Source organism: Pseudomonas shirazica (assembly GCF_015168335.1).
Classification (GTDB): Bacteria; Pseudomonadota; Gammaproteobacteria; order Pseudomonadales; family Pseudomonadaceae; genus Aquipseudomonas; species Aquipseudomonas asiatica.
Map to the genome: position 1 here is coordinate 5,718,422 of NZ_CP063456.1, position 13,160 is coordinate 5,731,581.

Consider the following 13,160-nt stretch of genomic DNA (forward strand, 5'->3'; position numbering starts at 1 on the left):
CGCGGGCAAGCACGCCCCTACACGCCCGAAACCGGGCGAGGGTGCATGACAGCGCGCTGACGCTCTTGCTGAAGGAACTTCATGATGATCGGGGCGACGGCCTCGGCCCGGGTGATCAGGAACAGATGGCCGTCGTCGATAATGTGTAGCTGGGCATTGGGAATTCGCCAGGCCAGCAGGCGCATGTTGATCAGCGGGATCAACGGGTCGTCGTCGCCTGCCAGCACCAGGGTCGGCTGCTGGATCTTGTGCAGCCAATGGATGCTGGTCCAGCCAAGCCCGGCGAACAACTGCCAGTAGTAGCCCATCTTGCCGCCGGATCGCACCTTGGCGGCGTGCTGCATGGCCAGGTCCGGGTCACGCCGGAAGCCGCCGCCATAGATCGTCGGCGCAATGCGGATGACATGCGACGGCTGCACGTAGCGCCGCGGGCTGGCCATCATCCACAGCACCTTGGGCTTGCCCGGCACCATCACCGCACCGGCGGCAGTGGCGGCCAGCACCAGCTTCTTGCAGCGCTCGGGGTAGTCGTGGGCGAACTGCTGGGCCAGGGCGCCGCCCCAGGACACACCGATGACATTGACCTGGCCATAGTCGAGGTAGTCGAGCATGCGTGCCGTCAGCTTGGCCAACCCGGGAAAGCGGTAAGGGTGGCGCGGCGTGGACGAGCCGCCGACCCCGGGCACATCGAAGGCGATGACTTCCAGGTCCGGGTCCAGCGCCTCGATGAACGGAAACACCAGCTCCAGGTTGGCGCCGATGCCGTTGAAGATCAGCAGCGGCGTCAGGTGCGACTTGCCCGGGCGGACGGCGGTGCGGATGGACTGGTTGTCCAGCTCGACGGTCCTGAAGATATAGGGTTGCGGCATGCGCGTGACTCATGGGGTGAAATGAACACCGTGGCGCCCCGCAGGGGGCCACGGCGCTGCAGCTCAACGCTCGTGAACGTAGGTGCCCGGGGATGCCTCGCCAGCGGCATAGGCACGGTTGCCCAGGCGGGTCGGTGCCTTTTTCAGCTCGCCGGCACGTTCGCCCAGCCAGCTTTGCCAGTGCAGCCACCAGGAGTCCGCATGCTTGGTAGCGTTTTCTTGCCAGGCCACCGGGTCACCCGGGCGATCGGCACCGGTCATGAAGCGCGCCTTGGGGTTGCCTGGCGGGTTGAGGATGCTCTGGATATGGCCGCTGTTGGACAGCACGAATTCGATCTTGCCGCCGAACAGGTGCGCCGAGCGGTAGCACGACTGCCAAGGGGTAATATGGTCATTGGTGCCGGCGAGGCTGTAGATGTCGCATTTGACCTGTTTCAGATCGATCGGAGTGCCGCACACTTCCAGGGCGTCCGGGCGCGTCAGCGGGTTGCTCTTGAACATCTCGATCAGGTCGCCATGGAAGGCGGCCGGGAGGCGCGTGGTGTCGTTGTTCCAGAACAGGATGTCGAACACCGGCGGCTCGTTGCCGAGCAGGTAGTTGTTGACCCAGTAGTTCCAGATCAGGTCGTTGGGGCGCATCCAGGCGAACACCTTGGCCATCTCGCTGCCTTCGAGCACGCCGGCCTGGTAGGAGTGGCGCTTGGCGGCCTCCAGGGTCTGCTCGTCGACGAACAGGGCGACCTGGTTGTCCATGGTGGTGTCCAGCACGCTGACCAGCAGGGTCAGGGCATTGACCTTGTTCTCGCCGAGCGCGGCATAGTGGCCGACCAATGCCGTGCAGGTGATGCCGCCGGAGCAGGCACCGAGCATGTTCAAGTCCTTGCTGCCGGTTATCGCCAGCACCGCGTCGACCGCCTCCTTGAGCGCATCGATATAGGTGGACAGGCCCCATTCGCGCTGGGCTTTGGTCGGGTTGCGCCAGCTGATGATGAAGGTCTGCTGCTGTGAGCGCAGGCAGTAGCGCGCCAGGCTCTTTTCCGGGCTCAGGTCGAATACGTAGAACTTGTTGATTTGCGGCGGCACCACCAGTAGCGGGCGGGCATGCACCTGCTCGGTGATGGGGCTGTACTGGATCAGCTCCAGCACATCGTTGCGGTACACCACGGCGCCTTCACTGGTGCCCAGGTTCTTGCCCACCTCGAAGGCGTCCATGTTCACCTGGCTGGGCATGCCGCCGTTGTTGACCAGGTCCTTGGCCAGGTTGGACAGGCCATCGAGCAGGCTCTTGCCGCCTGTTTCGAAAAAGCGTTTGACCGCTGCCGGGTTGGACAGGGTGTTGGTCGGCGCCATGGCTTCGGTCATCAGGTTGATGACGAACTGGCCACGGCTGATGTCTTGGGGCGAAAGGTCACTGCTGCCGATCCAGTCCTGCAGCTCCTTGCGCCAGGCCAGATAGGTTTGCAGGTAGCGGCGGTAAAGTGGGTTGTTGCTCCATGCCGGGTCATTGAAGCGACGGTCGTCGCTTTCCGGGGCAAGGCTGGACTTGCCCAGCAGCACGTTCTTCAGCTCCAGGCCAAAGTGGGCCACATGCTTGGCGCTGTGCAGCGGTTGGCGCACGGCCTGGCGCAGCACGGTGCGTGCCGAGCTCAACAGGTCCTTGCGACGGATACCGATGACCGGGTTCAGCCCCAGGGTGTTTTCCGAGGCCTGCCGCTGCAGCTCATCGTTGTTCTTGTTACTCATCTACGACGCTCCGTTGTCCTGAGACGAGTACCGGTTTCTGTGGCGGGTGCACAGTTCTGAGCCCGGTACTGCTACTCGGGTGACCAGTGATAAGGAACAGCGGTGCTGCGAGGGTTCTGGCTACCTGCAATTTGATGCAGGGAACTTGCCACCCCCCATTGGTTACCCGACTTTCATGTAATGCGCAAGACAGCCCGTCACTGGGCTGTCTGTAAGGTATTCAAACAAATGAATTTAGAAAATGCGCTCTAAATCCTGAAGGCCTTGCGCTAGAGCATGAGTTTGACCACCGACTCGGCGGGGTCGCGGGATTTGCCGGCCTTGTGCAGTTCGTCGAGGTACTCGGCCCACAGCTGTTCCTGGCGCAGGCACAGCTGCTCGAGGTATTCCCAGGTGAACAGGCCGCTGTCATGGCCGTCGTCGAAGGTCAGTTTCAGTGCGTATTGCCCGGCAGGTTCCAGCCCGCTGAGGCCGACGTTGATCTTGCCGAACTGCAGGATGGGGTTGCCGTGGCCCTGAACCTCGGCGGAGGGGGAGTGCACGCGCAGGAATTCGGCGGGCAGGTGGTAGACCTCGCCGGGGGCGTAGGTGAGGCTGAGGGTTTTCGAGGCTTTGTGCAGGTTGATGGCGGTGGGCAGGCGGGCCATGGGCGGAATCTCTCGGGAGCTGATGGTGCACAGCTTCAGGAGATTCGGGGGATTGTGCAAGGGGCTGCTTTGCAGCCCATCGCGACACAAGGCCGCTCCGACAGGAGATCGCGTTACCTTGTAAGAGCGGCCTTGCGTCGCGATGGGCCGCAAGGCGGCCCCCTGCGGTCTTACAGGATGTAACGCGACAGGTCTTCGTTCTGCGCCAGCTCACCCAGGTGGCTGTTCACATACGCCGCGTCGATCTGGATCGGCGCTTCGTCATGGGTGCTGGCCAGGTCGCCAGCGCTGAACGACACCTCTTCGAGCAAACGCTCGAGCAGGGTGTGCAGGCGGCGGGCACCGATGTTCTCGGTCTTCTCGTTCACCTGGTAGGCAATCTCGGCCAGGCGCTTGATACCGTCGGCGAGGAACTCGATATTCAGGCCTTCGGTCTTGAGCAGGGCCTGGTACTGTTCGGTCAGCGACGCGTGCGGCTCCTGCAGGATGCGCTCGAAGTCTTCCGGGGTCAGGGCCTTGAGCTCCACACGGATCGGCAGGCGGCCTTGCAGTTCGGGCACCAGGTCGCTCGGCTTGCTCAGGTGGAACGCACCCGAGGCAATGAACAGGATGTGGTCGGTCTTGACCATGCCCAGCTTGGTGTTGACGGTGCAGCCTTCGATCAGCGGCAGCAGGTCGCGCTGCACGCCTTCACGGGACACGTCGGCGCCGCCAACATTGCCGCGCTTGGCAACCTTGTCGATTTCGTCGATGAACACGATGCCGTGCTGCTCGACAGCTTCCAGGGCCTTGGCCTTGAGTTCTTCCTCGTTGACCAGGCGGCTCGCTTCTTCATCGCGAACCATCTTCAGCGCCTCTTTAACCTTCAGCTTGCGCGCCTTGCGCTTGCCTTTGCCCATGTTGGCGAACAGGCTCTGCAGCTGGTTGGTCATTTCTTCCATGCCGGGCGGCGCGGCAATTTCGACGCCCACGGCATCGGCCACTTCGATCTCGATTTCCTTGTCGTCCAGCTGGCCTTCGCGCAGGCGTTTGCGGAACAGCTGGCGGGTGTTGGAATCGGTGCTGGTCTGCGCGGCTTCTTCGGCGAAGCTGCTGACCCGCGCCTGCGGCAGCAGGGCGTCGAGGATGCGGTCTTCGGCGGCGTCTTCGGCGCGGTGGCGCACGCGGATGATCTCTTGCTCACGCAGCATCTTCAGCGCGGCATCGGCCAGGTCGCGGATGATCGACTCGACGTCGCGGCCCACGTAGCCCACTTCGGTGAACTTGGTGGCTTCGACCTTGAGGAACGGCGCGTTGGCCAGCTTGGCCAGGCGGCGGGCGATTTCGGTCTTGCCGACGCCGGTAGGGCCGATCATCAGGATGTTCTTCGGGGTCACTTCGGCGCGCAGCTCGGCGGGGAGCTGCATGCGCCGCCAGCGGTTGCGCAGGGCGATGGCCACGGCGCGCTTGGCGTCGTCCTGGCCGATGATGTGGCGGTTGAGTTCGTGGACGATCTCGCGGGGGGTCATGGACATGATGAAAATGGTCCTCGGGCGGAATGAATCAGCGTGGAAAAACCCCATCACCGGGATGAGGCGCCAGAACAGCTGATCAGTCGGCCAGGTCCTGCTCCTCGATGGTCAGGTTGTGGTTGGTGAACACGCAGATGTCGCCGGCGATGTTCAGGGCGGTCTCGGCGATTTCACGGGCCGAGAGGTCGGTCTTGTTCAGCAGGGCGCGGGCTGCGGCCTGGGCGTAGGCGCCGCCGGAACCCATGGCGATCAGGCCGTCTTCGGGTTCGACCACGTCGCCGTTGCCGGTGATGATCAGGGAGGCGTCCTTGTTGGCCACGGCCAGCATGGCTTCCAGGCGGCTCAGGGAGCGGTCGGTACGCCATTCCTTGGCCAGCTCGACGGCGGCGCGGACCAGGTGGCCCTGATGTTTTTCAAGCTGGCCTTCAAAGCGCTCGAAAAGGGTGAACGCATCGGCGGTGGCGCCGGCGAAGCCCGCGATGACCTGGCCGTGGTACAGGCGGCGCACCTTCTTGGCGTTGCCTTTCATCACGGTGTTGCCGAGGGATACCTGGCCGTCGCCGCCCATGACGACTTTGCCGTTACGGCGGACAGAAACGATGGTGGTCAAGGGGAGAGTCTCCACGCAGCGGGGCGAAAGTGCCTGATGCAGACTCATATGGGGGTGGGGGGAAGGATTTCAACCGTGGGGGATGAATGGTAGGTGTTCCCTTGTACTGGCCTCATCGCCGGCAAGCCAGCTCCCACACGGATATCACAGGCATTGAGGGCAGTGATTTCCTGTGGGAGCTGGCTTGCCGGCGATGAGGCCAGTGAGGGTTACTCAGGCCTCGTGGCAGACATGCCCATCGACCAAGGTATAACGCACCGCACCCGGCAGGCAGTGGCCGATGAACGGGCAGTTCTCACCGCGGGAGAACCACTGCTCGCCGGCCACGGTCGAGGCTTGCGGGTCGAACAGCACCAGGTCGGCCGCGCCACCCACTTTCAGCTCGCCGGCCGGCAGGCGCAGGGCCGCCGCCGGGCCGCTGCTCAGGCGGGCCAGCAAGGTTGGCAGGTCGAGCAGGCCGTCCTGCACCAGGGTCATGGCCAGCGGCAGCAGCAGCTCGACGCTGCTGATGCCCGGCTCGGTGGCGCCGAACGGGGCCAGCTTGGCGTCGCGCTCGTGCGGCTGGTGGTGGCTGGAAATCGCCTGGATCACCCCCGACTTCACCGCCGCACGCAGGCCGTCACGGTCGGCGGCGGTGCGCAGCGGTGGCTGCACGTGGTACAGGCTGGAGAACTCACGCAGCGACTCGTCGGTAAGGATCAGTTGGTACAGCGCCACATCGGCGGTCACCGGCAGGCCAAGCTGCTGGGCCTGCTCGATCAGCCGCGCGCCACGGGCGCTGGTGATCTGGGTGAAGTGCGCACGCACGCCGGTCTGTTCCACCAGCAGCAGGTTGCGCGCCAGGGCCACGGTCTCGGCGGTTTCCGGAATGCCCGGCAGGCCGAGGAAGCTGGCCATGGCACCTTCGTGGGCCAGGCCACCCTGGGCCAAGTCGCGGTCCTGGGAGTGGAACACCACGGTCAGGTCGAAGGTGGCGGCGTATTCCAGGGCGCGGGCCAAGGTACGGTTGTTGGGGATTTCCTTCAGACCATTGCCGAAGGCCACGCAGCCGGTGTCGCGCAGGGCCACCAGCTCGGCCAGTTGCTCGCCTTCCAGGCCCTTGGTCAGGGCGCCGATCGGGTAGACCTTGCTGTTGGCGGCCTCGCGGGCGCGGTCAAGGATAAGCTCGGCCACGGCCGAGGTGTCCAGCACCGGCTTGGTCTGCGGCGGGCAGCACAGGCTGGTGACACCGCCGGCGACGGCGGCGCGGGTTTCACTGGCGATGTTGCCTTTGCGGCTGTAGCCCGGCTCGCGCAGGGACACGCCGAGGTCGACCAGGCCGGGTGCGGCGACCAGGCCATCAGCCTGGATCGTGCGGCTGGCGCTGAAGCCGGCCGGGGCTGCACCGATGGCGGCAATGCGGCCGCCGTCCAGGTGCAGGTCGGTGACCTGGTCCAGGCCGCTGTTCGGGTCGATGACCCGGGCGCCGAGAATACTGATGGTCACTGGGCGTTCTCCTGGTCGAATTGACGTTGCGCGTTCTGCCCGCTCATGGCCATGGACAGCACGGCCATGCGCACGGCGATGCCGTAGGTGACCTGGTTGAGGATCACCGAGTGCTTGCCGTCGGCCACCGCCGACTCGATTTCCACGCCGCGGTTGATCGGGCCCGGGTGCATGACGATGGCGTCGGGCTTGGCCCCGGCCAGGCGCGCGGTGGTCAGGCCGAACAGGCGGTAGAACTCGCCTTCGCTGGGCAGCAGGCCGCCGGCCATGCGCTCACGCTGCAGGCGCAGCATGATCACCACGTCGACGTCCTTCAGGCCTTCGGCGAGGTCCGTGTAGACCTTCACGCCGTACTGCTCGATACCGATCGGGATCAGGGTTTTCGGGCCGATCACGCGGATGTCCGGGCAGCCCAGCGCTTTGAGCGCCAGCATGTCGGAGCGGGCCACGCGCGAGTGCAGGATGTCGCCGACGATGGCCACCGACAGGTTCTCGAAGCTGCCCTTGTGGCGGCGGATGGTGAGCATGTCGAGCATGCCCTGGGTCGGGTGCGCGTGGCGGCCGTCACCGCCGTTGATCACGGCAACTTCCGGGCACACATGCTCGGCGATGAAGTGCGCGGCCCCGGAATCGGAGTGACGCACCACGAACATGTCGGCGGCCATGGCTTCGAGGTTGCGCAGGGTATCGAACAGGGTTTCGCCTTTGCTGGTCGAGGAGGTCGACACGTTCAGGCTGATCACGTCGGCCGACAGGCGTTGGGCCGCCAGTTCGAACGTGGTACGGGTACGGGTGGAGTTCTCGAAGAACACGTTGCACACAGTCTTGCCGCGCAGCAACGGGACTTTCTTCACGGCCCGGGCACCGACTTCCAGGAAGGAGTCGGCGGTGTCGAGGATCTCGGTGAGCAGTTCGCGGGGCAAACCGTCGAGCGAGAGGAAGTGGCGCAGCTGGCCCTGATCATTGAGCTGCAGCGGGCGCTTGGCGTCGATTGGCGTCATCGCGGGGGACTCTTAAAGGGCGGAAGCGGAGGCGAGGTCCTGGCGCTCGAGGGCGAGCGGTGCGGGTCCGGTCAATTTTACCCGTTCATGGGGGGGCAGCGACAGGGTGGCGCCGAGTACATTCGGGCGGATTGGCAGTTCGCCGGCATCCAGGTCCAGCAGGCAGACCAGGGTGACGCTGGCCGGGCGGCCATAATCGAACAGTTCGTTGAGCGCGGCGCGTACCGTGCGGCCGCTCATCAGCACGTCATCCACCAGCACCAGGTGCTGGCCCTCGACCTCGAACGGCAGCTCGGACGGGCGCACTTGCGGGTGCAGGCCGTTCTGGCTGAAGTCGTCGCGATAGAACGAGACGTCCAGAGTGCCCATGGGGCTGGTGTCGCCCATGGCTTCCTGCAGGGCCTGGGCAACCCAGACGCCGCCGGTGCGGATACCGATGTAGCGCGGTTCGGTAATTGCCCGGCGCGCCAGGTGGGCACGAAGGTCGACAGCCATCTGCCGAATCAGGTCGGCGGGATTGGGTAGGCTCATTGCGGGCTCCTCGGAAGGGTGCGCCGGGCGGGGCCGGCGGCAAAGATGATCAGGTATTGGCCTCCAGCCAGCCTTGCAGCAACAGGGCGGCGGCGATGGCATCGACCGGGTTGTCGCGGTAGCTGCCGCGCTGGCCGCCACGGGCCATGCGCTCGCCCTTGGCCTCGAAGGTGGTCAGGCGTTCGTCGTGGGTGTGCACGGGCAGGTTGAAGCGGCCGTTCAGGCGGCGGGCGAACTTTTCTGCGCGGGCGCTCATTTCGCTGGGGGTGCCGTCCATGTTTAGCGGCAGGCCGACGACGATGGCGTCGGGCTTCCATTCGGCAATCAGCTTTTCCACCTGGGCCCAGTCCGGCACGCCGTTCTGTGCTTTCAGTGTGCAAAGCTCGCGGGCCTGGCCGGTAACCACCTGGCCGACGGCTACGCCGATCTGTTTGCTGCCGTAGTCGAAGCCCAGCAGCAGACGCAGTTCAGGGTGCAGTTCGGCCATCAGGCGTGGCCCGCCTGGCTGGTCAGCAGGTTCAGGTTGATCCCCAGGCTAGCGGCGGCGGCTTCCAGGCGCAGGTCGCTGGTCAGGCCGAAGATGATTTCCGGGTCGAACGGGCAGTTGAGCCAGGCGTTGTCGGCAAGCTCCGCTTCCAGTTGGCCCGCTTCCCAGCCGGCATAGCCCAGGGTGATCAGGCTCTGTTTCGGGCCTACCCCGGCGGCGATGGCAAGCAATATATCCTGCGAGGTGGTCAGCGACAGCCCTTCCAGCGCCACGGTGGCCTGGAAACTGCATTCGCTGCTGTGCAGTACGAAGCCACGGTCGGTCTGTACCGGGCCACCTTGGTAGATCGGCACCTGCAAGGTGCTGGCCGGTGGCATTTCGTCCGGGCGCAGCTGCTCGAGGATGTCGGCCAGGTTCAGCTCCTGCGGCCGGTTGACCACCAGGCCCATGGCGCCATGGGCGTTGTGCTCGACGATGTACGTGAGGGTCTGGGCGAAGTTCGGATCGGCCATGTGTGGCATGGCGATCAGGAACTGATGCTTGAGGTAGCTCGGCGTGAGGGTTTTCATGGGGGATAGTGTGGCGCCAGGTGGCGAGGCTGACAAGGTGCTCGGCATGGCTGTTTTGGGGCTGCTGTGCAGCCCATCGCCGGCAAGCCAGCTCCCACACCGATCGCATCGATCTCAAGCCACATGCTATCCCTGTGGGAGCTGGCTTGCCGGCGATGGGGCGCGAAGCGGCCCTGATTCAGTTACTGGACAAACGGTCCCCACGGGCAAAGCGCCAGGTGCGGATGATCTCCAGCCGGTCAAACTCGGCCAGGTCCCCGGTAAACGGCGCAAACGGCGCCGCCAGCCGCACGATGCGCTGCGCCGCCTGGTCAAGCACCGGTTGCCCGGACGACTCCAGCACCAGTACCTCGTACAGCGAGCCATCGCGGTTTATCGACACCATCATGCGCAGGTTGCCGTAGATCTGTTGCCGGCGCGCTTCATCGGGGTAGTTCAGGTTGCCCACCCGCTCGACCTTCTTGCGCCACTCCTCCTTGTACCAGGCACCCTTGTCGCGCATGGTCGAGGCGGCGTTGAGCCGATGGATGCGCGGGCGCTTGGCGTACATCTGCTGTTCGTTGGACAGCTCCGCCTCCAGGCTGGCGATCTGGCTGGACAACTGCGAGCTGTCGAAGTCCGGTGCCGGGGCTGCCGGCTTGGGCTGCGGTTTGCTTTCCCTGGGTTTGGGCTCGACCTTCTGCGGCTTGGGCGCCGTGGTCACTACCGCCGACTTCTGCGGGACAGGGGGCGGTACCACCTCGGGCTTCGCGGCGGGTGGCGGGGTGATCTTGTTGATCTTGCTGTCCTGGAACGGTGCCAGTTCGGTGGTCTTGGGCACCGCTTTCTTGTCCAGGGTGCCGCTGCCCTGCTGGTTGTCCTGGGCCTGGAAATCGGCCTTCTCCGGCGGTTTCTCGCTCTTGAAGGTGGCCAGGGTGATGTCCATGGTGTGGCGGATTTCTGCAGGCTTGACCACGCTGAAGCCGACGCCGAGGATCAGCGCCAGGTGCACCAGGGCAGCCAGGAACAGGGTAAAGCCGAGCCGGTCCACCGGGCGAACACGGGGGGGCAGCAGGTCGGCGGGGATGTCAGCGGGCAGCGTCATCGGGTTTCCAGCAACCGCAGGGCGGGGCAGCAGGCCAGGCTAAAAGGACCCGCATCATACCCCACTCTGGGTTGTTGCCGTGCGTCGGCGGTCAGCGCGCCTTCAGCTGGCGATCAATGGCATCCATCAATTGCCCGCCGATATCGGTGTTGTAGGCGGCATCGATCTCGCGGATGCAGGTGGGGCTGGTGACGTTGATTTCGGTGAGGTAGTCGCCGATCACGTCCAGGCCCACGAACGTCAGGCCCTTCTCGCGCAGGGTCGGGCCGACCTGGGCGGCGATCCAGCGGTCGCGGTCGGTCAGCGGGCGTGCTTCGCCACGGCCGCCGGCGGCAAGGTTGCCACGGGTCTCGCCGCTGGCCGGGATACGCGCCAGGCAGTAGTCCACCGGCTCGCCGTCGATCATCAGGATGCGTTTGTCGCCGTCCTTGATCTCGGGCAGGTAGGCCTGCGCCATGATCTGCTGGCCGCCGTGCTGGGTCAGGGTCTCGAGGATCACCGACAGGTTAGGGTCGTCCTTGCGGTGACGGAACACCGAGGCGCCGCCCATGCCGTCCAGCGGCTTGAGGATTACGTCACCACGGCTGTCGGCGAACTCGCGCAGGATGTCGACACGGCGGCTGACCAGGGTAGGCGCCATGCACTGCGGGAACTGGGTGGCGAACAGTTTTTCGTTGCAGTCGCGCAGGCTCTGCGGGCGGTTGACCACCAGTACCCCCTCGCGCTCGGCCTGCTCCAGCAGGTAGGTGCTGTAGACGAACTCCATGTCGAAGGGCGGGTCCTTGCGCATCAGGATCACGTCCAGCTCGGCCAGCGCGCTGTCCTGCTCCTCGCCCAGCTCGAACCAGCGGGCCGGGTCGGCAAACACTTTCAGCGGGCGCATCTGCGCACGGGCCTGGCCGGCGCCCAGGTACATATCTCGCTGTTCCATGTAGAACAGGCTCCAGCCGCGCGCCTGTGCGGCCAGCAGCATGGCCAGCGAGCTGTCCTTCTTGTAGGAGATGGACGCGATGGGGTCCATGACAATGCCGAGGCGAACGCTCATGGGGTGGTTCCTCTTGGCGGCACGTGGCCGCGATGGATCGAAAGAAAAGTGGCTCAGGGTGGCGCCGTGAACGCCGCCGGTCAAGGGGCGCCGCAGATGGAACGGCCACCCGGAGTGTGCTAAAAATGCCAGTCATAGCGCTATACAACAGGCCTTTGGGGCTGCGCAGCAGCTCCAGGAATTCGGCATAAGCAGCGACGGTAGCCCAAGTGATGGAACAACCCCTGAAGGTGATGGTGATCGACGACTCGCGCACGATCCGCCGCACCGCACAGATGTTGCTCGGTGAAGCGGGCTGCGAGGTGATCACCGCCAGCGATGGCTTCGATGCCCTGGCCAAGATCGTCGACCACCAGCCCAGCATCATCTTCGTCGATGTGTTGATGCCGCGCCTGGACGGCTACCAGACCTGCGCGGTGATCAAGCACAACAGTGCCTTCAAGGACACCCCGGTCATTCTGCTGTCGTCACGTGACGGCCTGTTCGACAAGGCCCGCGGCCGGGTGGTCGGCTCCGACCAGTTCCTGACCAAACCGTTCAGCAAGGAAGAACTGCTCGACGCGATCCGCGCCCACGTGCCCGGTTTTGCCGCAGCCCAACAACACGCACCCTGACCGCGCCTCGCCATGGCACGGTCTTTCTTTCCTGATGGGGAACCAGCATGGCCCGAGTTCTGATTGTCGACGACTCGCCGACAGAGATGTACCGATTGACCGAATGGCTGGAAAAGCACGGCTACCAGGTGCTCAAGGCCAACAACGGTGCCGATGGCGTGGCCCTGGCACGGCAGGACAAGCCCGACGCGGTGTTGATGGACATCGTGATGCCCGGCATGAACGGCTTCCAGGCAACCCGTCAGCTCAGCAAGGACCCGGAAACCAGCACCATCCCGGTGATCGTGGTCACCACCAAGGACCAGGAAACCGACCGTATCTGGGCCACGCGCCAGGGCGCTCGTGACTTCCTGACCAAGCCGGTGGAAGAGGACGCGCTGATCGCCAAGCTCAAAGAAGTGCTCGGGGCTTGACCACCCGCCCGCAGGGCGCGTCGCTGACCGCCTTCGAGTTGTTGCTGGACATCGACCGGCGCTGCCGCCTGCTGGTCGCCGACCAGCCGCCGCAGGACAACCGCCTGCAACAGTGGAGCGGCATCGGCTTCCGCATAGCCGGGCAATGGTTCGTCGCGCCCATGGGCGAGGTTGCCGAGGTGCTGCGCGAACCGCGCAGCAGCCGCGTCCCCGGCGTGCAGCCGTGGGTGTGCGGGGTAGCCAACCTGCGCGGACGGCTGCTACCGGTGATGGACCTGAGCAGTTTCTTCGGCCTGGGCCACGCCGCCCCGGGCAAGCAGCGGCGGGTGCTGGTGCTGGACCACGAGGACCTGTTCGTCGGCCTGCTGGTAGACGAGGTGCTGGGCCTGCAGCACTTTGCCCTCGACAGCCTGCAACTGTCGCCGCCACAGCCCCTGATCCGCGCCGCTGCACCTTTCGTGCAGGGGCACTTCCCGCGTGAACGCAACTGGGCGATCTTCAGCCCCTTCGCCCTGGCCCAGGCGCCGGGCTTTCTCGATGTGGCGTTATAG

At 65.1% G+C, this 13,160-nt stretch carries 15 protein-coding genes; 3 read left to right on the plus strand and 12 right to left on the minus strand.

The annotated features are described in order from the left end of the window. Positions 1 to 17: 17 nt before the first annotated feature. The 12 genes from phaZ to gshB form a co-directional block, all read right to left on the minus strand. Positions 18 to 869: a poly(3-hydroxyalkanoate) depolymerase gene (gene phaZ / locus IMX18_RS26320; RefSeq protein ID WP_015272086.1), complete on the minus strand. Its 852-nt coding sequence runs from the start codon at positions 867 to 869 to the stop codon at positions 18 to 20. A 63-nt stretch (positions 870 to 932) separates the two neighbouring features. Beyond that, entirely contained in the window at positions 933 to 2,612 is a 1,680-nt protein-coding gene (gene phaC, locus IMX18_RS26325) for a class II poly(R)-hydroxyalkanoic acid synthase (RefSeq protein ID WP_015272085.1), read from the minus strand. A 269-nt stretch (positions 2,613 to 2,881) separates the two neighbouring features. After that, on the minus strand, positions 2,882 to 3,259 hold the full coding sequence (locus IMX18_RS26330; RefSeq protein ID WP_003249306.1) for a gamma-butyrobetaine hydroxylase family protein: 378 nt from the start codon (positions 3,257 to 3,259) through the stop codon (positions 2,882 to 2,884). Positions 3,260 to 3,429: 170 nt separating this feature from the next. Continuing rightward, entirely contained in the window at positions 3,430 to 4,773 is a 1,344-nt protein-coding gene (gene hslU, locus IMX18_RS26335) for an ATP-dependent protease ATPase subunit HslU (protein WP_015272084.1), read from the minus strand. 76 nt (positions 4,774 to 4,849) lie between these two features. Then, positions 4,850 to 5,380: an ATP-dependent protease subunit HslV gene (gene hslV / locus IMX18_RS26340; RefSeq protein WP_003249309.1), complete on the minus strand. Its 531-nt coding sequence runs from the start codon at positions 5,378 to 5,380 to the stop codon at positions 4,850 to 4,852. A 213-nt stretch (positions 5,381 to 5,593) separates the two neighbouring features. Beyond that, positions 5,594 to 6,865, minus strand: a complete 1,272-nt coding sequence (locus IMX18_RS26345; protein WP_015272083.1) for a dihydroorotase — start codon at positions 6,863 to 6,865, stop codon at positions 5,594 to 5,596. Next, the gene (locus IMX18_RS26350; protein WP_003257774.1) at positions 6,862 to 7,866 is read right to left on the minus strand and encodes an aspartate carbamoyltransferase catalytic subunit; all 1,005 of its coding nucleotides are present in this window, start codon (positions 7,864 to 7,866) and stop codon (positions 6,862 to 6,864) included. Before IMX18_RS26350 ends, IMX18_RS26345 begins: the two co-directional genes overlap by 4 nt. A 12-nt stretch (positions 7,867 to 7,878) precedes the next feature. Beyond that, entirely contained in the window at positions 7,879 to 8,397 is a 519-nt protein-coding gene (gene pyrR, locus IMX18_RS26355; RefSeq protein WP_015272082.1) for a bifunctional pyr operon transcriptional regulator/uracil phosphoribosyltransferase PyrR, read from the minus strand. Positions 8,398 to 8,446: 49 nt separating this feature from the next. Next, on the minus strand, positions 8,447 to 8,884 hold the full coding sequence (ruvX, locus tag IMX18_RS26360) for a Holliday junction resolvase RuvX (protein ID WP_013974530.1): 438 nt from the start codon (positions 8,882 to 8,884) through the stop codon (positions 8,447 to 8,449). After that, positions 8,884 to 9,453, minus strand: coding sequence for a YqgE/AlgH family protein (locus IMX18_RS26365; RefSeq protein WP_015272081.1), 570 nt, complete (start codon positions 9,451 to 9,453; stop codon positions 8,884 to 8,886). Before IMX18_RS26365 ends, ruvX begins: the two co-directional genes overlap by 1 nt. Before the next feature lie 178 nt (positions 9,454 to 9,631). Then, the gene (locus IMX18_RS26370; RefSeq protein ID WP_013974528.1) at positions 9,632 to 10,537 is read right to left on the minus strand and encodes an energy transducer TonB; all 906 of its coding nucleotides are present in this window, start codon (positions 10,535 to 10,537) and stop codon (positions 9,632 to 9,634) included. 91 nt (positions 10,538 to 10,628) lie between these two features. After that, entirely contained in the window at positions 10,629 to 11,582 is a 954-nt protein-coding gene (gshB, locus tag IMX18_RS26375; RefSeq protein ID WP_015272080.1) for a glutathione synthase, read from the minus strand. A 212-nt stretch (positions 11,583 to 11,794) separates the two neighbouring features. Between gshB and IMX18_RS26380 the strand changes: the two genes are divergently transcribed. From IMX18_RS26380 to IMX18_RS26390, 3 genes are read left to right on the plus strand one after another with little or no spacing between them, the layout of a single operon-like run. Then, on the plus strand, positions 11,795 to 12,196 hold the full coding sequence (locus IMX18_RS26380) for a response regulator (protein WP_003257770.1): 402 nt from the start codon (positions 11,795 to 11,797) through the stop codon (positions 12,194 to 12,196). A gap of 47 nt (positions 12,197 to 12,243) precedes the next feature. Then, on the plus strand, positions 12,244 to 12,609 hold the full coding sequence (gene pilH, locus IMX18_RS26385; RefSeq protein WP_003257768.1) for a twitching motility response regulator PilH: 366 nt from the start codon (positions 12,244 to 12,246) through the stop codon (positions 12,607 to 12,609). Further along, positions 12,606 to 13,160, plus strand: coding sequence for a chemotaxis protein CheW (locus IMX18_RS26390; protein ID WP_003257767.1), 555 nt, complete (start codon positions 12,606 to 12,608; stop codon positions 13,158 to 13,160). Before pilH ends, IMX18_RS26390 begins: the two co-directional genes overlap by 4 nt.